The 19,935-nt window shown below is 71.8% G+C and carries 17 protein-coding genes and 1 tRNA gene; 10 read left to right on the forward strand and 8 right to left on the reverse strand.

The genetic code is table 11. The annotated features are described in order from the left end of the window. Nucleotides 1-162 precede the first annotated feature (162 nt). The 3 genes from ACZ6CV_RS22615 to ACZ6CV_RS22625 are packed head-to-tail and all read left to right on the forward strand — an operon-like array spanning nucleotide 163 to nucleotide 5,161. The gene (locus ACZ6CV_RS22615; RefSeq protein ID WP_469252544.1) at nucleotides 163-1,068 is read left to right on the forward strand and encodes an FAD binding domain-containing protein; all 906 of its coding nucleotides are present in this window, start codon (nucleotides 163-165) and stop codon (nucleotides 1,066-1,068) included. After that, entirely contained in the window at nucleotides 1,065-2,867 is a 1,803-nt protein-coding gene (locus ACZ6CV_RS22620) for a (2Fe-2S)-binding protein (protein ID WP_469252545.1), read from the forward strand. Before ACZ6CV_RS22615 ends, ACZ6CV_RS22620 begins: the two co-directional genes overlap by 4 nt. Further along, the gene (locus ACZ6CV_RS22625; RefSeq protein ID WP_469252546.1) at nucleotides 2,864-5,161 is read left to right on the forward strand and encodes a xanthine dehydrogenase family protein molybdopterin-binding subunit; all 2,298 of its coding nucleotides are present in this window, start codon (nucleotides 2,864-2,866) and stop codon (nucleotides 5,159-5,161) included. The genes ACZ6CV_RS22620 and ACZ6CV_RS22625 overlap by 4 nt, the downstream gene beginning before the upstream one ends. A 16-nt stretch (nucleotides 5,162-5,177) precedes the next feature. Here ACZ6CV_RS22625 and ACZ6CV_RS22630 read toward each other — a convergent pair whose 3' ends face one another. The 3 genes from ACZ6CV_RS22630 to ACZ6CV_RS22640 all read right to left on the reverse strand — a co-directional run bounded on the left by ACZ6CV_RS22630 (nucleotide 5,178) and on the right by ACZ6CV_RS22640 (nucleotide 9,408). Continuing rightward, the gene (locus ACZ6CV_RS22630) at nucleotides 5,178-6,017 is read right to left on the reverse strand and encodes a hypothetical protein (protein WP_469252547.1); all 840 of its coding nucleotides are present in this window, start codon (nucleotides 6,015-6,017) and stop codon (nucleotides 5,178-5,180) included. Nucleotides 6,018-6,120: 103 nt separating this feature from the next. Next, nucleotides 6,121-6,192, reverse strand: a tRNA-Cys gene (locus tag ACZ6CV_RS22635). A 2,463-nt stretch (nucleotides 6,193-8,655) separates the two neighbouring features. After that, on the reverse strand, nucleotides 8,656-9,408 hold the full coding sequence (locus tag ACZ6CV_RS22640; protein ID WP_469252549.1) for a VOC family protein: 753 nt from the start codon (nucleotides 9,406-9,408) through the stop codon (nucleotides 8,656-8,658). A gap of 174 nt (nucleotides 9,409-9,582) precedes the next feature. On the opposite strand from ACZ6CV_RS22640, the gene ACZ6CV_RS22645 reads away from it, so the two are divergent. After that, nucleotides 9,583-10,020: a hypothetical protein gene (locus tag ACZ6CV_RS22645; RefSeq protein ID WP_355816851.1), complete on the forward strand. Its 438-nt coding sequence runs from the start codon at nucleotides 9,583-9,585 to the stop codon at nucleotides 10,018-10,020. A 190-nt stretch (nucleotides 10,021-10,210) separates the two neighbouring features. Here the strand turns inward: ACZ6CV_RS22645 and ACZ6CV_RS22650 are convergent, their stop codons facing one another. Continuing rightward, nucleotides 10,211-10,666, reverse strand: a complete 456-nt coding sequence (locus ACZ6CV_RS22650) for an ATP-binding protein (RefSeq protein WP_469252550.1) — start codon at nucleotides 10,664-10,666, stop codon at nucleotides 10,211-10,213. A gap of 113 nt (nucleotides 10,667-10,779) precedes the next feature. On the opposite strand from ACZ6CV_RS22650, the gene ACZ6CV_RS22655 reads away from it, so the two are divergent. The 6 genes from ACZ6CV_RS22655 (at nucleotide 10,780) to ACZ6CV_RS22680 (ending at nucleotide 16,041) form a co-directional block, all read left to right on the forward strand. Further along, the gene (locus ACZ6CV_RS22655) at nucleotides 10,780-11,631 is read left to right on the forward strand and encodes a helix-turn-helix domain-containing protein (RefSeq protein ID WP_469252743.1); all 852 of its coding nucleotides are present in this window, start codon (nucleotides 10,780-10,782) and stop codon (nucleotides 11,629-11,631) included. Beyond that, nucleotides 11,628-11,909 carry a DUF397 domain-containing protein gene (locus ACZ6CV_RS22660; RefSeq protein ID WP_469252551.1) on the forward strand — a complete coding sequence of 94 codons (282 nt, stop codon included), beginning with the start codon at nucleotides 11,628-11,630 and terminating at the stop codon, nucleotides 11,907-11,909. Before ACZ6CV_RS22655 ends, ACZ6CV_RS22660 begins: the two co-directional genes overlap by 4 nt. A gap of 9 nt (nucleotides 11,910-11,918) precedes the next feature. Then, nucleotides 11,919-12,302 (forward strand): hypothetical protein, encoded by a 384-nt coding sequence (locus tag ACZ6CV_RS22665; RefSeq protein WP_469252552.1) that lies wholly within the window; start codon nucleotides 11,919-11,921, stop codon nucleotides 12,300-12,302. 82 nt (nucleotides 12,303-12,384) lie between these two features. Beyond that, nucleotides 12,385-14,184 (forward strand): DEAD/DEAH box helicase, encoded by a 1,800-nt coding sequence (locus ACZ6CV_RS22670; RefSeq protein WP_469252553.1) that lies wholly within the window; start codon nucleotides 12,385-12,387, stop codon nucleotides 14,182-14,184. A 314-nt stretch (nucleotides 14,185-14,498) separates the two neighbouring features. Further along, a complete protein-coding gene (locus tag ACZ6CV_RS22675) occupies nucleotides 14,499-15,140 on the forward strand; it encodes an IclR family transcriptional regulator (protein ID WP_355816862.1) in 642 nt (213 codons plus the stop codon). Between the two features lie 94 nt (nucleotides 15,141-15,234). Beyond that, entirely contained in the window at nucleotides 15,235-16,041 is an 807-nt protein-coding gene (locus tag ACZ6CV_RS22680) for a S16 family serine protease (RefSeq protein ID WP_469252554.1), read from the forward strand. A 64-nt stretch (nucleotides 16,042-16,105) separates the two neighbouring features. Here the strand turns inward: ACZ6CV_RS22680 and ACZ6CV_RS22685 are convergent, their stop codons facing one another. From ACZ6CV_RS22685 to ACZ6CV_RS22700, 4 genes are read right to left on the reverse strand one after another with little or no spacing between them, the layout of a single operon-like run. Continuing rightward, on the reverse strand, nucleotides 16,106-17,074 hold the full coding sequence (locus tag ACZ6CV_RS22685) for a glycine betaine ABC transporter substrate-binding protein (protein WP_469252555.1): 969 nt from the start codon (nucleotides 17,072-17,074) through the stop codon (nucleotides 16,106-16,108). After that, nucleotides 17,071-17,973 carry an ABC transporter permease gene (locus tag ACZ6CV_RS22690; protein ID WP_469252556.1) on the reverse strand — a complete coding sequence of 301 codons (903 nt, stop codon included), beginning with the start codon at nucleotides 17,971-17,973 and terminating at the stop codon, nucleotides 17,071-17,073. The genes ACZ6CV_RS22685 and ACZ6CV_RS22690 overlap by 4 nt, the downstream gene beginning before the upstream one ends. Beyond that, on the reverse strand, nucleotides 17,970-19,226 hold the full coding sequence (locus ACZ6CV_RS22695; RefSeq protein WP_469252557.1) for a betaine/proline/choline family ABC transporter ATP-binding protein: 1,257 nt from the start codon (nucleotides 19,224-19,226) through the stop codon (nucleotides 17,970-17,972). Before ACZ6CV_RS22695 ends, ACZ6CV_RS22690 begins: the two co-directional genes overlap by 4 nt. After that, the gene (locus ACZ6CV_RS22700) at nucleotides 19,219-19,866 is read right to left on the reverse strand and encodes an ABC transporter permease (protein WP_355816990.1); all 648 of its coding nucleotides are present in this window, start codon (nucleotides 19,864-19,866) and stop codon (nucleotides 19,219-19,221) included. Before ACZ6CV_RS22700 ends, ACZ6CV_RS22695 begins: the two co-directional genes overlap by 8 nt. Nucleotides 19,867-19,935 lie beyond the last annotated feature (69 nt).

A 19,935-nucleotide genomic window follows, 5' to 3' on the forward strand; every position in this document is an offset into this window, starting at 1 on the left:
TCGAGGGCCGGGGAGAATGTGCCAGAGTTGCCACGTCCGGGTTGTGAGCACGTACCGTACGGCGGAACAGGCGTAACGGTGACACGTCGCGAAACGGCGAGCACTCCACCTACACGTCGTACGTGGAGTACGCGGCCGGACATCGGGAAGGGGCAGCCGGTTTTGAGCACGCACGCACCGCAGGCGACACGGACACCGCAGTCGGTGAAGCTGCCCGCCACGCTGGACGAGGCCGTGGCGGCACTCACCGCCATGCCCGCCGCCGTGCCCGTCGCCGGCGGCACCGACCTGATGACCTCGGTCAACTCGGGGCAGCTGCGCCCCGCCGCCCTCGTCGGCCTCGGCCGCATCAGCGAGATCCGCGGCTGGCAGTACCAGGACGGCCACGCCCTGCTCGGCGCCGGCCTCACCCACGCCCGCATGGGCCGCCCCGACTTCGCCGCGCTGATCCCCGCCCTGGCCGCCGCCGCGCGCGCCGCGGGGCCGCCGCAGATCCGCAACGCGGGCACCCTCGGCGGCAACATCGCATCCGCCGCGCCGACCGGCGACGCGCTGCCCGTGCTCGCCGCCCTCGAAGCGGTCCTGATCATCGCGGGGCCCGGCGGCGCCCGCCGCGAGATCCCCGTCTCGCACCTCCTCGCCGGCATGGAGATGCTCCGCCCCGGCGAGCTCATCGGCTTCGTGCGGGTACCGCTCCTGCACGCCCCCCAGGTCTTCCTCAAGGCGACGGGACGCACCGGCCCCGGCCGGGCGTCCGCCTCCGTGGCCCTGGTCCTCGACCCGGCCCGGCGCGGCGTGCGCTGCGCGGTCGGCGCCATCGCGCCGATGCCGCTGCGCCCGCTGGAGGCCGAGGAGTGGGTGGCCTCCCTGATCGACTGGGACGGCGGGCGCGGCAGCCTCGTACCGGAGGCGGTCACCGCCTTCGGCGAGTACGTCGCCACCGCCTGCATCCCGGACCAGCCCCCGGCGGCCGACGGCACCGAACAGCCGCTGTCGCCCGCCGTACTGCACCTGCGGCGCACCGTCGCCGCGCTGGCCCGACGAGCACTGGGGAGGGCGCTGTCGTGAGCGACGACCAGAACACCCACAACGGCGGCGGCTGGCAGCCGCACCCGCAGGGCGAGTACGACTCCGACGCCACGGCGTTCGTGCAGCTCCCGGAGGGCATGCTGGACGCCCCGCTCGCCGCGCCCGGACACGGGTACGTCCCGCCGCAGATAACGGTCACCCCCACCACCGCCGACGCCACCGACCCGGCGGCCACCGGCACGTGGGTCATGCCGCCCGAGATGACGGGTGCGGCCGGTGCCGGGCACGCGGTGCGGTGGCCCGAGGCGGGCGCGGCGCCCCAGGCCCATGTGGAGGCGCCCCAGGCCCATGTGGAGCACGGCCACGCGGAGGGGCAGGCGTACGACGACCCGCGCGCGACCGGCCAGTGGAGTTTCGCCGAGGCGGAGGCCGCGCAGGCGCGGCACCAGACGTACGGCCACGGACAGGCGTACGAGCAGGACTTCGGCCGGGAGCGGGAGTACGGGGACGGGTACGGGCAGCCGGTCGCCGCGCCGCCCGCCGACGTCACCGGCCAGTGGTCGATCCCGGTCGCCGACGGTGACCTGCCCGACGAGTCCGGTGAGTTCACCGCGTCGTCGCTGGCCTCCCAGTGGGGCGGCACGCCGCCCGCGACCCTGCCCGGCGGCGCGCCCGCGCCGTGGGCGACGGGGGCGGGGGCCGGTGCGCCCTGGGGGGCGCAGGCGCAGGAGGCCCTCCGGGCGGAGGTGCCGCCGCCCCCCGCGCCGGCCGGGTCCGCGGAGTCCGAGAGCCGCTTCGAGAAGACGCAGTTGCTGCGGACGATCCGGATCCCGTCCGGGGACGCCCCGTCGGAGCCGTTGGCCGGACCGGCCGAGGAACCCTTCGAAGAGCCGGTGCACGAGCCGGCCGAGGCTGCCGAGCCGATAGAGGTCGACGAACCAGTAGAGGTCGAAGCCGAAGCAGAGTCCGAGGCCGAGGCGGAACCCGAAGTCGACGCCGAGCCCGCGGACTTGTCGGACGAAGCGCACGTACCCGAAGAGACGGGCGCGGCGGACGAACCCGGCGTACCGGAAGAAGTGCCGGAATCCCCGCACGCCGACGAGGCCACGGAGGTGGTGGCCCTCTCGGAGGAGCCCACCGAAGCCGTCGAGCCCGTCCCCACCCCGCTCCACGACGACCACCCCCTCGTCTCGTACGTCCTGCGCGTGAACGGCACCGACCGGCCCGTGACCGACGCCTGGATCGGCGAGTCGCTGCTCTACGTCCTGCGGGAGCGGCTCGGTCTCGCGGGCGCCAAGGACGGCTGCTCGCAGGGCGAGTGCGGGGCCTGCAACGTCCAGGTGGACGGGCGGCTCGTCGCCTCCTGCCTGGTGCCGGCCGCCACCACCGCGGGCAGCGAGGTCCGTACCGTCGAGGGCCTCGCCACCGACGGGCAGCCCTCCGACGTGCAGCGCGCGCTCGCCGCGTGCGGCGCCGTGCAGTGCGGCTTCTGCGTGCCGGGCATGGCGATGACCGTGCACGACCTCCTGGAGGGCAACCCCGCCCCCAGCGACCTGGAGACCCGCCGCGCGCTGTGCGGCAACCTCTGCCGCTGCTCCGGCTACCGCGGCGTACTCGACGCCGTGCGCGAGGTGGTCGCCGAGCGCGAGGAGTCCGCGGCGGCCGTCGAACCCGCGGCCCAGGAAGAGGGACCGCAGACCGATACGGCCCGCATCCCGCACCAGGCGGGCCCCGGCGACGGCGGCGTCCACCCGGCCCCGCACGACGGCGGCTACGAGAGCCCGTACGAACCCGAAGGACCGCAGGGCCCCTACGGCCAGGACGGAGGCCACGCGTGACCACCGAAGCCACCGCGCCCGCGCCCGGCGCCGCCCCGCAGGGGAGTGAGCCGCGGCTCGGCATCGGCGCGTCACTGCCGTCCGCGCAGGCCCGCGTGAAGACCGAGGGCACCTTCCCCTACGCGGCCGACCTGTGGGCCGAGGGCCTGCTGTGGGCCGCGGTCCTGCGCTCCCCGCACGCGCACGCCCGCATCGTCTCCATCGACACCCGTCACGCCCTGGAGATGCCGGGCGTCCACGCGGTCGTCACGCACGAGGACGTCCCCGGCGAGCCGCTGCACGGCCGCAGGACCGCCGACCGCCCGGTCTTCGCCGCCGACGTCGTACGCCACCACGGCGAGCCCATCGCCGCCGTGGCCGCCGACCACCCCGACACCGCGCGGATGGCCGCCGCGGCCGTCATCGTCGAGTACGAGGTCCTCGAACCCGTCACCGACCCGGAGAAGGCCTTCGAGGCCGAACCGCTGCACCCCGACGGCAACTTGATCCGGCACATCCCGCTGCGCCACGGCGACCCGGAGGCGGCGGGCGAGCTCGTCGTCGAGGGCCTGTACCGCATCGGCCGCCAGGACCCGGCGCCGATCGGTGCGGAGGCGGGCCTCGCCGTGCCGCGCCCCGACGGGGGAGTGGAGCTGTACATCGCCTCCACCGACCCGCACGCCGACCGCGACCGCGCCGCCGCCTGCTTCGGCGTCAGCCCGGACCGGGTGAAGGTCGTCGTCACCGGCGTGCCCGGCGCGAGCGCCGACCGTGAGGACGCGAGCTTCCAACTGCCGCTCGGGCTCCTGGCGTTGCGGACCGGCTGCCCGGTCAAGCTCACCGCGACCCGCGAGGAGTCCTTCCTCGGCCACGCCCACCGCCACCCCACCCTGCTGCGCTACCGCCACCACGCCGACGGCGAGGGCCGCCTGGTCAAGGTGGAGGCGCAGATCCTGCTCGACGCGGGCGCGTACGCGGACACGTCCTCGGAGGCGCTGGCCGCCGCCGTCTCCTTCGCCTGCGGCCCGTACGTGGTGCCGAACGCCTTCATCGAGGGCTGGGCGGTCCGTACGAACAACCCGCCGTCCGGGCACGTCCGGGGCGAGGGCGCGCTGCAGGTGTGCGCCGCGTACGAGGCGCAGATGGACAAGATCGCCAAGAAGCTGTCCATCGACCCGGCCGAGGTGCGGCTGCGCAACGCGATGGCGACCGGCGACATCCTGCCCACCGGACAGACGGTGACCTGTCCCGCCCCGGTGGCCGAACTCCTCGCCGCCGTACGGGACTTCCCGCTGCCCGACCTGCCCAAGGACACCCCCGAGGACGAGTGGCTGCTGCCCGGCGGACCGGAGGGCGCGGGCGAACCGGCCGCGGTGCGCCGGGGCGTCGGCTACGGCCTCGGCATGGTCCAACTCCTGGGCGCCGAGGGCACGGACGAGGTCTCCACGGCCACCGTGAAGGTCCACGACGGCGCGGCGACGGTGCTCTGCGCGGCCGTCGAGACCGGCCAGGGCTTCACCACGCTGGCCCGCCAGATCGTCCAGGAGACGCTCGGCATCGAGGACGTGCGGGTCGCGCCGGTCGACACCGACCAGCCGCCGGCGGGCCCCAGTTGCCGCGGCCGCCACACCTGGGTGTCCGGCGGCGCGGTGGAGCGGGCGGCGAAGATGGTCCGCACGCAGCTGCTGCAGCCGCTGGCCCACACCTTCGGCATGTCCACCGAGCTGCTCCAGATCAACGACGGCAAGATCACCTCGTACGACGGGGTGCTCTCCACGACCGTCACCGAGGCTCTTGAGGGCAAGGAGCTCTGGGCGACGGCCCAGTGCCGTCCTCACCCGACCGAGCCGCTCGACGAGTCAGGCCAGGGCGACGCCTTCGTGGGCATGGCGTTCTGCGCGATCCGCGCGGTCGTGGACGTCGACATCGAGATCGGTTCCGTACGGGTGGTGGAGCTCGCCGTCGCCCAGGACGTGGGCCGCATCCTGAACCCCGCCCAGCTGCGGGCCCGCATCGAGGCGGGCGTCACGCAGGGCGTGGGCGCGGCGCTCACCGAGAACCTGCGCACCCCGCGCGGCCTGGTCCGCCACCCCGACCTGACCGGTTACGCCCTGCCGACGGCCCTGGACACGCCGGACATCCGCATCGTGAAGCTGGTGGAGGAGCGGGACGTGGTGGCTCCCTTCGGTGCGAAGGCGGCCAGTGCGGTTCCGGTCGTGACGTCACCGGCGGCGGTCGCGTCGGCGGTCCGCGCGGCGACGGGGCGCCCGGTCAACCGCCTGCCGATCCGTCCGCAGGCGGCGGTGGCGACCTGAGGGGTCGCCGGCGGGGTTACCAGATGCCGCTGAGGTGGTGGGAGCCGCGGTTGTCGGCGGCTGTGGAGCCGGGGTCTTCCGGGGGTCGGGTCCTGAGGGGCAGCGGGGTGACGGCGAGGAGGCCGGCCTCGTCCGGGTGGACGATGAACGGGGAGTCGATCCGGGGGATCCAGGGGTAGTGGGGGAGGCCTTCGTCCTCCGGAGCGGGTTGCTCGGGTAGGGGTACGTGCTGTGACGGGAACTCGGTTACGTGGTTCGGTGATTGATCCGGCACGTAGGGAGGCCGGCGTCCGGCCCCTACCTCTGCGCTCTCCAATATGGTCCTGCGCCAGTCCCCGTGGACGTACCCGAGGGCGAGGCAGGACCATTGCCGCTCGCCGTCCGCCTCCCGGCACGTGAGGTGGACGCGGACCTCCAGCTCGCCCAGGTGCCGGTCCGCCGTCCGGATCCGCAGGGTCTTCGTGGCGCCGGGGACGGTGTGCCGCCAGATCAGTACGCCGTCGTCGTCCGCGCCGACGACCACGGCCGGCTCGTCGTTCAGATGGACCGTGACCCGGGCCTCGGCGACCGGGGAGCCGCCGGTCTGTCGGACGACGACGAGGATGTCGGGGGTGCCGTTGCTCCGGCGCACGTCCGTCTCCACGACGGTGAAGACGGGCCGCTCGGCCTCGCCGCGCGCCGCGCGCACATGCGCCAACTGCTCGCGCACCAGCTCGACTTGGGCGAGGGCTGCGTGGGCCTGTACCTCGGCGGCGAGGGCGGCCCGCCGGGCGGTACGTCCTTGCTGCCAGCCGATGCAGGCGGCTGTCGCCGCGACGATGGCGCTGCCCGCCGCGATGTAGTCCCCAGCTTCCACGGCCGCTCACCTTACTGAGGTGGGGCACGCGAAAGGGGTGGTCCGGTGAGGACCACCCCTTTCGTGGGGACGTTCGCGCTGCGCCGGCAGTCGCGTCGACCTGAGGCCGTGGCGGGAATCGAACCCGCGTTACTGGATTTGCAGTCCAGCCCCTAAGCCACTCGGGCACACGGCCGTGTCGTTGACCTGACTCAGTGAACGTAGCGTGGCCCACGTCTGCCCCTCAAGAGATCGCGGTCCGCCGCAATGGGACTGCCATACGGCGTTCATGAAGGGAGTCTTCGGTGGCCCGGTGCCTTCGATTCGTACCGGGGCCGCCCGGGTGTGAGCGGAGTGTGGCGGCTCCGGGCCGGCAGTAAAGGGCGCCCTTCGGGCGTCGGCTCCGCCGATTCCGCTCCGCTCCACCCTTGACTCCCGTCCCTGCACCGCGACGTGACCTTCGACCCGGCCGGCCAGGGGTGAGGCGGCGGGCGACGCTGGGTGGGGCCATCCCCTTTCGCTGCCGGGTGCGGCCCGGCCCATCGTTGGCGGGGGCCACGGTGCGAGCTCGGCCAGCCGCCCGGCTTCGCCTTTCGGGCCATCCGCTCGCGCTGCCGGGTGCGGTCCGACCCATCGTGGGCAGGGGCCACGGTCAGGGCTCGGCCCGGAGGCCACCCTTCGCTGGACCGGCGCCTTTGCCGGTTACCGGGGCCGCCCGGGTGTGAGCGGAGTGTGGCGGTTCCGGGCCGGCAGTAAAGGGCGCCCTTCGGGCGTCGGCTTCGCCGATTCCGCTCCGCTCCACCCTTGACTCCCGCCCCTCCACCGCGACTTGACCTTCGACCCGGACGGCCAGGGGTGAGGCGGCGGGCACCTCTGCTCGGGTCATCCCCTTTCACGGCCGGGTGCGGCCCGGCTCATCGTGGGCGGGCGCCCCGGCGTGGGCTCGGCCCACGGCCGGCCTCGCAGCTCGGGTCATCGGCTTTCGCTGCCGGGTGCGGACCGGCCCATCGTGGGCGGGGCCACGGTGCGAGCTCGGCCGACGGCCGGTCTGGCCGGGTCATAGGCTTTCGCCGCCGGGTGCGGTCCGGCGCATCGTGAGCGGGTGCCAGGGTCTGGGCTCGGCCTGCAGCCCGGCTTCGCTGCTCGGGTCCTTGGTCCGCGCTGCCGGGTGCGGTCCGGCCCATCGTGGGCGGAGGCCACGGTGCAGGCTCGGCCCACGGCTGGTGTGGTCGGGTCAACAACTCTCGCCGCCGGGTGCGGACCGGTCCATCGTGGGCGGGGGCCATGGTGCGCGCTCGGCCAACCCAGCGGCCTCGCCGCCCGGGTCATCACCTCTCGCGGCCGGGTGCGGACCGGCCCATCGTTAGCGGATGCCAGGGTCTGGGCTGGGCCAGCCACCCGGGCCACACCTCTCGACGCCGCGAGCGACCCGCCCCATCGTGGGCGGGCGTCAGGATCGCGGCCCGGTCCGCCACGCGGCCACCCCGCTCGGGTCATCGGCTTGCGCGCCCGGGTGCGGTCCGGGGCATCGTGCCTGGCTGTCTCGGTCGAGGCGGGGTCAGGTGCGCGGGCGAGTGCTCGCGGTTCGGCACCTACTTCGGCAAAGTTGCGAATCGGGACGCCGTGCGCCCCCTCGCCAGATCGGATGCGCCCCCGGGGACGTAGGCCCGTCCTCTGGCGTCAGGCCCGTCTCCATCCCGCCCCTCCCCCTCGGTTACCTACTTTGGGAAAGTTGCGAATCGGATCCTCGCGCGCCCCCTGCCACACCCCGCACGCCTCCCGGCGAGTGGCCGTGGGCGGGTCCTGCCTCTCCGCCGAGCCCGGTGGCCCCACTGAACTCATTCGTCCCACATACCTCGTGCGCCATCAGGTCCCGCCGGTCCCACCAACCCCACCTCCCGCAGGGCACCCACCCCACCCCATCCCTCCTGGCGGATTGCTCGGTTCCGGGGGCGCGTGGGGTGTGGCAAGGGGGCGCGCGGCATATTCATTCGCAACTTTCCCAAAGTAGGTGCCAGGCCCCCCAGAGGCGGCAACCCCCTGTCCCCGGGCAGCGCATTGAAGGTGACGCCTGCCGACGATGGGCCGGTCCGCACCCGGCCACGCGAGGTGATGACCCGAGCGGCGATGCCGCCGGGCTGGCCGAGCTCGCACCGTGGCCCCCACCCACGATGAGCCGGACCGCACCCGGCAGCGAAAGGTGATGGCCCGAGCGGCGTGGCCGCGTGGCTGGCCGAGCTCGCATCGGGGCGTCGGCTCACGATGGGCCGGGCCGCACCCGGCAGCGAAAGCCGATGACCCATCCCAGCGTCGCCCGCCGCCTCACCCCTGGCCGGCCGGGTCGGATATTTCGCCGCGGTGGAGGGGTGGGAGTCAAGGGTGGAGCGGAGCGGAATCGGCGGAGCCGACGCCCGTAGGGCGCCCTTTACTTCCGGCCCGGAGGCGCCACACTCCGCAAAACCCCGGGCGGCCCCGGTACGAATCGAAGGCGCCGGTCCGCCGAAGGGTGGCCTCCGGGCCGAGCCCTGACCGTGGCCCCCGCCCAACGATGGGCCGGGCCGCACCCGACCGTGAAAGGGGATGACCCAACCCAGCCGTGCCCGCCGGCCCCGCCCACCATCAAAGGCACCGCGCAAGGCGAGCCCCGCGGGACCTCACCTCACGCCGGGCCCAGCACGCAGAACTCGTTCCCCTCCGGATCCGCCAGGCACGTCCAGGGCGCGTCGCCCTGGCCGAAGTCGATGCCCGTGGCGCCCAGGGCACGCAGCCGGGTCGCCTCCACGGTGTGGTCGCCGCCGGGGTAGGGGCGCAGGTCGAGGTGGACGCGGGGCCGGGCGGACCGGTTCCACTCCGTGCGCACACCTGGCGTACGCAGGAACTCCAGGTACGGGCCCACCCCTTGGGCGGACCGCAGCCGCGCGAGGTCGTCGGAGACCTCGTGCAGCGTCCAGTCCGTCGCCTCGTCCCAGAAGCGGGCCATGGCGCGAGGATCGGCGCAGTCGACCACGACCGCGGCGACCGGGCCGGTGTCCCGGTAGAGCTCCCGGGGTTCGAGCACGCAGAACTCGTTGCCCTCGGGGTCGGCGAGGCACGCCCACGGGACGTCACCCTGACCCACATCGACAGGCGTCGCGCCCAGTTCGCGGAGGCGGGCCACCAACTCCGCCTGTTGGGCGGTGGAGTTCGTGGCCAGGTCGACATGCACGCCGTTCTTCGCCGACTTGGGCTGCGGGTCGGCGACGACGTCGATGACGATCGCGGCGGGGTCGGGGTAGGCGAAGCCCTCGGGTTCGAGGTTGGTCACACCCGGCCCCTCGCTGTCCACGCCCCACCCGAGCGCCTCCGCCCAGAACCACCCCAGCGCCGCGTCGTCCCGGGCCTTCAGATGAATTTGTACGAGTCGCGTGGTCATGGTGCCGATCCTAGGGCTACGTTCCTGAAGTCCGCAGCGGTCCCTAAATGCACCCCTTATGGTCCGGCGCTCCATAAGGGTGCAATATGAATCTTAAATTCTTCACCAACTGCCCCTGTGATTGCGCCACGTTGACCTAAGGTCTTCGGTAGCACCAAAAAACGGGAGGAATGTGTGAAGAGGATTCTGCGAGGCCTCGGCGTCGGTTCGGTCGCGCTTGCCTGCGTATTCGTGGGCAGTGGCGGAGCCCAGGCGGCCACCGGCCACGGGAAGGCCTATCACGGCTGCACGAATTACGTGAACGTCTGGCGCAGCAACGGCAAGGTGTACGCCTACGGCTACCAGAAGTGCAGCAAGAAGCGCAGCGTGCAGCGGCCTGAGGCGGCCCTGAGCTCGTACAAGGGTGGGAAGCTGAAGGACTACTCGGGGGGCAAGCTGGGCAGCTGCCACAACAAGAAGTACTGCAAGTCCCCGACGGTCTCGCTGAAGGTTCACAAGGGCTATAAGTACCGGGCGACGAATACGGGGACCGCCTCGATCGGAATTCCCGACGAGGGCGATTACATCTGGCCGAAGCGCACGCAGGCCGTGAAGTGGTACACGGCACGGTAAGCGCACTGCGGGTCCCGGGTCCGACAGCGGGATTTCCGTAGAGGGCTCTAAAAGGCAGGTTCTCCATTTGCGCGTATCGCGCGGAGAACCTGCCTACCGGCATGTGTCGGGCCGGACGGGGCTGGCCATCCCGTCCTCGCGCCGGCCGCGGCCGCGTTCGTCGACGATGCCGCCGACCCCGACGTCTCTCTCACCCGAGGTGTCGGGCGCGCCCATCGGCTGACGCGTCGATCTCCGCCCACACGGTCTTGCAGGGTGCCGGCCCCGGCTCCGTACCCCACCGGTCGGCCAGGGTCGCGACCAGCACCATTCCCCGCCCCGACTCGGCTTCCAAGGCCGGAAGTTGGGGGTCTCGGGGTGGCGTACGGTCCGTACGGGCATCCGTCACCCCGATACGGAGGGTGTTCGCCGCGCTGAGCGTCAGCGCGAGCCGGAAACTCCTCCCCGGCACGTGCCCGTGCAGCACGGTGTTGTTCGCCAGTTCGGCAACGATCTGCTCCGCAGTTTCGAACGGCCGTCCCCAGCTGTGCAGTTGCTCCCGCGTCAGGAGCCGCGCCAACCGTGCGCCTCTGCGGGTCGCCGAGAGCAGGATCGTGAACTGGTGTGCGGGGGCGTGGGCCTCGGCCCGGGTGGTTTCTTGGTTCACGTCACTCAGCGTGGCCGCCTGTGCGTACCGTGGACAGCGGGACGGGCCGTGCGTACGGGGTCTGTCCTGACGTTGTCCCGGCTTGTCCCGGCTGTCCCGGCGGAGGTGGCGTGGTGGAAGGCAACGACGGTGTGGACGAGCCCGGTTGGGACGTGGACCCCGAGGACGAGATCAGCGCGGTGGTCGAGATGGTCGGCAGCCAGCTGAAACTCCGCCGGGAAACGGCGAACCTGCGGGTGGCGGAGTTCGCGGAGGCGGTGGGGTACGGGGAGGACTTGGTCCGCAAGATCGAGCGCGGCGCGCGCATCCCTCGCCCCGAGTACCTGGACAAGGTGGACGAGGTCCTCGCCGCGGGCGGCCTGGTCTCGGCCATGAAGAAGGAGATGCGGGAGGCTCGTTACCCGAAGAAGGCGCGGGACTTGGCGAAGCTGGAGGCTCAGGCGGTCGAGATCGGCTTGTACAGCAACCACAACATCCACGGCCTGTTGCAGACGGAGGAGCACATGCGGGCGCTCTTCGAGATGCGGCAGCCGTCCTATTCGCGGGGTCAAGTGGAGCGGTTCATGGCGGCTCGTATGGCACGACGGGCCATTTTTGAGCGCTCACCCGCCCCGGCTCTCAACTTCGTACAGGAGGAGGCGACGCTCCGGCGCACCATCGGAGGGAGAATGGCTCTGCGGCGACAACTGGAACACCTGGTGGACGTAGCTCAGTTGCAGGGCGTCACCTTCCAAGTGATGCCGCTGGATTGTGAGGGTCACGCCGGAATGGGAGGCCTGATCGAAGTGCTGAAGTTCCACGACGGCACAGCGGTGGGGCGCTCCGAGGGAGCTTTCAACGGTCACCCTGTTTCGGACCCGAAGCAGCTCCGGATCTTGGAGTTGCGCTATGGGATGATCCGGGCTCAGGCTCTCAGGCCGCGGGAGTCACTGGCCTTCGTCGAGGAACTGCTGGGAGAGACATGATCCGCAACGTTTCCATCGAGGGCGCCTCCGGACTGCGGTGGTTCAAGAGCAGCTACAGCAGCAGCAGCGAGGGCGAAGACTGCGTCGAGGTCGCCCAGGAGTGGCACAAAAGCAGCTACAGCAGCAGCAACGAGTCCGGCGACTGCGTCGAGGTCGCCGCCACCCCCCACACCATCCACATCCGCGACTCCAAGACCCCCGACCGCCCCCACCTCACCCTCACCCCCTCCGCCTGGTCCACCTTCCTCCCGTACGCCTCCCGGAACTCACAGGCGTAGGAAAAGGGCATGGACGACGCGCTGCCGGTCCTGGTGATCTTCGGCGGCTTCGCCGCGGTCCTCGCCGCCCTGGCGTGGCTGGCACGGCGCGTGCGACGCCGCGGTACGGGCGGCGCCGCCCTCGCCGGCGCGCTCGCGGCGTGGGAGGAGGCGTACCGCATCACCTCCCACGAGGCCCACGTCGAGATCCAAGCCCAGGCCGATCGGCAGAGCCCCGCGCTGTCGCCGGACGGCCCGTGGACAAGCCGAAGCCGGGGCGGGCGGGACGCGCGGGACGCCCGGGGCGGCCGGGGCGAGCGGGGCGGACGGAGGCGCGGAATCCTCGCGCGCCGGCCCCGCCGACCCGGCGCCGCCCCGCGCCGCCCGACGCCCCGGCGCCGACCGCGACGCTGAGGAGGCGGCGGCCCCCAAGAGGGGCAGACCGGTAAGGTGGCCCGGTTGTCATACGTGCCGCCGACCCGCGAACCCGGAGACCGTGACTACCACCAGCGCCGCCGCCAACTCCTCCCACCACCTCTCGCCCGCCTTCCCGGGCCGAGCGCCCTGGGGCACCGCCAACAAGCTGCGTGCCTGGCAGCAGGGTGCGATGGACCGGTACCTCCAGGAGCAGCCGCGAGACTTCCTCGCCGTCGCCACCCCGGGCGCCGGCAAGACGACGTTCGCGCTCACGCTCGCCTCCTGGCTGCTGCACCACCACGTCGTCCAGCAGGTCACCGTGGTCGCGCCGACCGAGCACCTGAAGAAGCAGTGGGCCGAGGCCGCCGCCCGTATAGGCATCAAGCTGGACCCCGAGTACAGCGCGGGACCGCTGAGCAAGGAGTACCACGGCGTCGCCGTGACGTACGCGGGCGTCGGCGTCCGGCCGATGCTGCACCGCAACCGCTCCGAGCAGCGCAAGACCCTGGTGATCCTCGACGAGATCCACCACGCGGGGGACAGCAAGTCCTGGGGCGAGGCGTGCCTGGAGGCGTTCGAGCCCGCCACCCGCCGGCTCGCGCTCACCGGTACGCCGTTCCGGTCCGACACGAACCCCATCCCCTTCGTGCAGTACGAGGAGGGCAACGACGGCATCCGGCGCTCCTCCGCCGACTACACGTACGGCTACGGCAGCGCGCTCGGCGACGGCGTCGTGCGGCCCGTGATCTTCCTCTCGTACTCCGGCAACATGCGCTGGCGCACGAAGGCGGGGGACGAGATCGCGGCGCGGCTCGGTGAGCCGATGACCAAGGACGCGGTCTCGCAGGCGTGGCGGACCGCGCTCGACGCGCGCGGCGAGTGGATGCCGAACGTCCTCAAGGCCGCCGACAAGCGGCTCAGCGAGGTCAGGAAGGCCATCCCGGACGCGGGCGGCCTCGTCATCGCCTCCGACCAGGACTCCGCGCGCGCCTACGCCAAGCTGATCCGCGAGATCACCGGCAGCAAGGCCACCGTCGTCCTGTCCGACGACGCGGGCGCCTCCCAGCGCATCGACGACTTCAGCGCGAGCACCGACCGGTGGATGGTCGCCGTCCGCATGGTGTCGGAGGGCGTCGACGTGCCGCGCCTCGCGGTGGGCGTGTACGCGACGACGATCTCCACGCCGCTCTTCTTCGCGCAGGCCGTCGGCCGTTTCGTACGGTCCCGGCGGCGCGGCGAGACCGCGTCCGTCTTCCTGCCCACCGTGCCCGACCTGCTCACCTTCGCCAACGAGATGGAGGTCGAGCGCGACCACGCCCTCGACAAGCCGAAGAAGGAGGGCGAGGAGGACCCCTACGCCGAGTCCGAGCAGGAGATGGACGAGGCGAACAAGGAGCAGGACGAGGACACCGGGGAGCAGGAGCAGTTCTCCTTCGAGGCCCTGGAGTCCGAGGCCGTCTTCGACCGGGTGCTCTTCGACGGCGCCGAGTTCGGCATGCAGGCCCACCCCGGCAGCGAGGAGGAGCAGGACTACCTCGGCATCCCGGGACTGCTCGAACCCGACCAGGTGCAGATGCTGCTGCAGAAGCGGCAGGCCCGGCAGATCGCGCACAGCAAGAAGAAGCCGGACGACGAGGCGGACCTGCTTGAGCTGCCTGCCGAGCGGCGCCCGGTCGTCTCGCACAAGGAACTCCTCGGGCTGCGGAAACAGCTCAACACGATGGTCGGCGCGTACGTCCACCAGAGCGGGAAGCCGCACGGCGTGATCCACACCGAGCTCCGGCGCACCTGCGGCGGACCGCCGAGCGCGGAGGCCACCGCCGGGCAGCTGCGCCAGCGCATCGAGAAGGTCCAGGAGTGGGCGACCCGGATGAAGTGAGCCGGACGGTGAGGTGGGGGTTCCGAGTGGGGAGGTGGTGTGCGAAGTCCGTACACGGCCCCGCACCGGTGGCCACCGCGTAACGGGGCAATGGGGGGCGCTCGGGGCGCCCCGGTGCCCGGATTCTGGACGAAGTCTTCCGCTGAGCGGGACGGCCTCGCTAATGTCCCCGCACAGCACACGCCCCGTGGCAGCGCCGCCGCGGAGCGCAGCCGGTGTTCCGACCGGCGGCCTCTGACGCGCGTCGCCCACGGGACCGGCGACGCAACCGCCGCGTAAGGGGGTCGCCGACCCTCACCTAAGGAGTGGGCGTCGTGACCGCGGAGACTTCTCAGACGCTCGACCGAGGACTGCGCGTCCTCAAGCTGCTGGCCGACACCGACCACGGACTGACGGTCACCGAGTTGTCCACCAAACTCGGGGTCAACCGGACCGTCGTGTACCGCCTGCTCGCCACGCTCGAACAGCACGCCCTCGTCCGGCGCGACCTGGGCGGCCGCGCCCGCGTCGGCCTCGGCGTGCTGCGGCTCGGCCGCCAGGTGCATCCGCTGGTACGGGAGGCCGCGCTGCCCGCGCTGCGCTCGCTGGCGGAGGACATCGGGGCGACGGCGCACCTGACGCTGGTGGACGGCACGGAGGCCCTCGCGGTCGCGGTGGTCGAGCCCACGTGGACGGACTACCACGTCGCCTACCGCACCGGCTTCCGCCACCCGCTGGACCGGGGCGCCGCGGGCCGCGCGATACTCGCCGCCCGGCAGGGCCTGGTGACCGACCCCGGCTACGCGCTCACCCATGGCGAACTGGAAGCGGGCGCGAGCGGGGCGGCGGCCCCGCTGGTCGGCGTCACGGGCCTGGAGGGCAGCGTGGGCGTCGTCATGCTGGCCGACGCGGTGCCGGAGCGGGTGGGGCCGCGAGTGGTGGACGCGGCGCGCGAGGTAGCAGATGCGTTGCGCTGAGGGATGTCAGCCCGTCCGGCGTTTGAGGACGAGCTCGGCGCAGCCGGCGATGAGCCCGCCACGGCTCAGAGCACCGTCACGTTAGATTGATCCGGTGTTCTCGTTCTCCTCTCTCACGCGCCCCCAGGCCCTCGCCCTCTGCGCCCTCCCCGTCGCGGCCCTGCTCGCCGTCGCGGGGCTCGCGCCGCTGCCGTTCGCGGTGGCCCAGCCCGGCGGCACGGCGAACGTGCTCGGGGAGCACGAGGGCAAGCCGGTCCTCACCGTCTCCGGCGTGCCCACGCGGGAGACGAAGGGCGAGCTCCGCATGACGACGATCGTCGCCACGGGACCGCAGATGGACATCCACCTGGGCGACGTCGTCGACGGCTGGTTCCGTACCGACCGCGCCGTGATGCCCAAGGACTCCGTCTACCCGGTCGGCGACAACGTCAAGGAAGTCGAGAAGCACAACCTCGGCGACATGAAGAAGTCGCAGGACGACGCCACGAAGGCGGCCCTGTCGTACCTGAAGGCGAACGGCGTCGAGGACACCGGCAAGGTGAAGGTCAAGGCCGATCTCGGCAAGATCGGCGGACCGAGCGCCGGACTCTTCCTCTCGCTCGGCATCATCGACAAGCTGGACGGCGACGGCAGCGGCGGCGACCTCACCGGCGGCCGCAAGATCGCGGGCACCGGCACGATCGACGCGGACGGCACGGTCGGCCCGGTCGGCGGGGTGGCCCTGAAGACGCAGGCCGCGCGGCGCGACGGCGCGAGCGTCTTCCTGGTCCCGAAGGACGAGTGCTCGGACGCGCAGGCGGAGCTGCCGAAGGGGCTGCGACTCGTGCCGGTCACGACGCTGAAGGGCACGGTCGCCTCCCTCCGGGCCCTGGAGAAGGGCGCGAAGGTCCCGAGCTGCTGACGCCGCGGCCCGAGCTCGACGGCCGACCGCGCCCCGGCCCCCGTCCCGCTACCTCCCCGCCCCGCTACCCCTCCTTCACGAACCCCTCCTGCACCAGCCACTCCAGCGCCACCTCGTGCGGGTCCTGGCCCTCCACATCGACCTTGGAGTTGAGCTCCCGGGCCACCGTGTTGTTCAGCTTCTTCGTGATGGGCTCCAGGACCTCCGCCATCGCGGGGTGCTTCTTCAGGGACTCGCTGTTGATCTCCGGTGCGGCGTTGTAGTTGGGGAAGAAGTGCTTGTCGTCCTCCGTCGTCGTCAGCTTCATCGCCTTGATGCGGCCGTCGGTCGTGAAGACCTCGCCGAAGGTGCACGAGCCCTTGGACACCTGCGTGTAGATGATCCCGGTGTCCATCTTGGTGATGCCGGACGCCGGGATCTTCATCCCGTACGCCTTCTGCATGCCAGGAAGCCCGTCCTCCCGGGACGCGAACTCGCTCTCCACGCACAGCGACACGGCCTTCGGGTCGGACTTGGACAGGGCGGCCACGTCCGAGAGCGTCTTCGCCTTGTACTTGGCGGCGTTCTTCTCGTTCATCGCCAGCGCGTACGTGTTGTTCAGCTCGGCGGGCGCCAGCCAGGTGACCCCGTTCTTGAGGTCCGCCTCGCGCACCGCCTGCCACTGCTTCTGGGGGTCGGTGATCGGTTTCGTGTTGCCCTGGTACGTGATCCAGGCGGTGCCCGTGTACTCGTACATGGCGTCCGCGTCACCGCCCTTGACCGCCTCGCGCGCGCCGATCGAGCCCTGGATGCCGGTGCGGTCGAGCACGTCCGCGCCGGCCGCCTCGAAGGCGATGCCCATGATCGCGCCGAGGATCAGCTGCTCGGTGAACTCCTTGGAGGTGACGGTGAGATCGACGCCCTTCAGGGGCAGCCCCTTGCCGATGGAACCTGGCTTGACGTCGTCCACCATCGGGCTGCCGCTGGTGAGCCCGCACGCCGCGAGCAGCGCACCGCCCACGGCGAGGGCGAGGGCCTTTCGTGCCGTCCTCATGAGCTCACCTCCAACCCGCGCGGACGCAGGAGCAGTTCGGCCAGCGAGGCCAGCCAGTCGACGAGGAGCGCGAGCGCGATCGTCAGGATCGAGCCCAGCATGAGGACCGGCATCCGCTGGTTGGTCATGCCCGTGGTGATCAGGTCGCCGAGGCCGCCGCCCCCGCCGAACGTGGCGAGGGTCGCCGTGCCCACGTTGAGGACCAGCGCGGTGCGCACGCCCGCGAGGATCAGCGGTACGGCCAGGGGGAGTTCGACCCTGCCGAGGACGCCGAGCGGCGACATGCCGATGCCGCGCGCCGCCTCCAGGAGCGTCGGGTCGTTCGCCTTCAGGCCCGCGATGGTGTTGGAGAGGACCGGCAGCACCGCGTAGATGATGATGCCGATCAGGGCGGCCTTCTCGCCGATGCCGATCCAGATCACCAGGAGCGCGAGCAGACCGATCGCGGGGGTGGCCTGGCCGATGTTGGCCAGGGCCATCGCCACCGGGGCGCCCTTGCGGAGCTTCTTGCGGGTCAGCAGGATGCCCAGCGGGATGGCGATGATGAGCACGAAGAACGTCGAGATCGCCGTGAGCTGGATGTGCTGGCGCAGCCTGAGCCAGACGTTCCCGTCCGCGAGGGCGTTCTTCGAGATCGAGTCCAGCTCGGCCTGCTGGAACCACCACCAGGTCGCCAGCAGGATCACCGCGAGCACGACGGGCAGGAAGGTGAGCTTCTGCCAGGTGACCTTGGGCGGCTGCTTCTGCGGAAGGACCGTCGGCGGGGCCTCCTGTTCGGCCTCCCCCTCGTCGCGGAAGGCGAGCCCCTTGACCTCGTGTTCCCCCTCGGGGCGGGCCGACTCCCTCGGCGACGGCTTGCGGTCCGGGATCCGGGGCCCGCCCCCGGCCGTGCCGCTCACGCCTTCGCCTCCCCGCCGGTGCCCTCCTGCTCGAAGTGCGTCATGTGGGCGCGCTGCTCCTCCAGTTGGTGCTGGTGCTCGACGGCTTCGAGGCGGTCGGCCTCCAGCATCTCGTGGACGGAGTTCATCAGCGTCTCCATGTCGACGACGCCGGTGTACTCGCCGCGCCGACCGGTCACCGCGACCCGGCCCGCGTTGTCGGTGAGCACGGCCTCCAGGGCGTCGCGCAGGGTGGCGTCGCGGGTCACCGTGTCGTGGACGAGGGTGCCCGCGCGGGCCAGCGAACCCTTGGCGCGCATCAGGTCGCCGCGGCGCAGCCACTTGTAGGGGCGGCCGCGTTTGTCGAGCAGGAGCAGTTCGTTGGTGCCGCTGCCGCGCAGCTTGTCGAAGATGTCCTGCAGCGGGTCGTCGACGGTCACCGTCGGGATGTCGGCGATCTCCACGTCCCGTACGCGCGTGAGGTTCAGCCGCTTGAGCGCCGCGCCCGCGCCGACGAAGCCGGAGACGAAGTCGTCGGCGGGGTTGGTGAGGATGGCCTCCGGGGTGTCGAACTGCGCGATGTGCGAGCGCTCGCGCAGCACCGCGATCCGGTCGCCGAGCTTGATCGCCTCGTCGAAGTCGTGGGTGACGAAGACGATGGTCTTGTGCAGCTCGTGCTGGAGCCGGATCAGCTCGTCCTGGAGGTGGTCGCGGGTGATCGGGTCGACCGCGCCGAACGGCTCGTCCATCAGGAGTACGGGCGGGTCGGCCGCCAACGCCCTTGCCACGCCCACGCGTTGCTGCTGCCCGCCGGAGAGCTGGCGCGGATAGCGGCCGTGGAACTCGCCCGGGTCGAGCCCCACCAGGTCCAGCATCTCCTCGACCCGCGACTTGATCCTCGCCTTGCCCCAGCCGACCATCTTCGGGACGAGGGCGATGTTCTGGGCGACGGTCATGTGCGGGAAGAGACCGGAGGACTGGATGGCGTAGCCGACCTTGCGGCGCAGCTTCACCGGGTCGATGTCGGTGACGTCCTCGCCGTCGATGCGGATGCGGCCGCTGGTCGGCTCGATCAGCCGGTTGATCATCTTCAGGGTGGTCGACTTCCCGCAGCCGGAGGGCCCCACGAAGATGACGATCTCGCCCGCCTTGATCTCCATGTTGACGCTGTCCACGGCGGGGTCGCTGCTCCCCGGATAGCGCTTGGTGAGGTTCTCCAGCTCGATGGTCGCCCCGGAGGTGGCACCCCCGCCGGTCTCGGACGCGTCAGACACGGATCCCCCTTGAGATGGTCAGCCGGCCGATCAGGACGTACGCGGCGTCGAAGAGCAGGGCCAGGACGATGATGCCCAGCGTGCCCGCGAGCACCTGGTTGAGCGCGTTCTTGGAGCCGAGCGAGCCGATGCCGCGGAAGATCTCGTTGCCGAGCCCGGGGCCCGACGCGTACGCGGCGATGGCGGCGATGCCCATCAGCATCTGCGTGGAGACCCGGATGCCGGTCAGGATCGGCGGCCAGGCGATCGGCAGCTCCACCCGGAAGAGCCGGGCGAGCCGGGACATCCCGATGCCCTTCGCGGCGTCCACCAGGGACGGGTCCACGCCGCGCAGGCCGACGATGGCGTTGCGCACGATGGGCAGCAGCCCGTACAGGGTCAGCGCGATGACGGTCGGCGCCACGCCGAGCCCCACGACCGGGATGAGCAGGCCGATCATGGCCAGGGACGGCACGGTGAGGATGGTGGAGGTGGTGGTCGTGGCGAGGTTGCCCGCCCACTCGCTGCGGTACGTGGCGACGCCGATCACCACACCGATGACGGTGGCGACGACCATGCACTGGAAGACGGCGCTCGCGTGCTGGTACGCGTCCGTCAGGAGTTGCTGGTGGCGGTTGCCGAGGTAGTCCCAGAAGTTCACTGAAGTGCTCACCTCGCATCTGGTCGGAGGTACTCGGCGATCGTCGGGCCCGGGGGCCGCGATCGGAGA

The sequence above is a fragment of the Streptomyces sp. NPDC041713 genome (assembly GCF_055591085.1).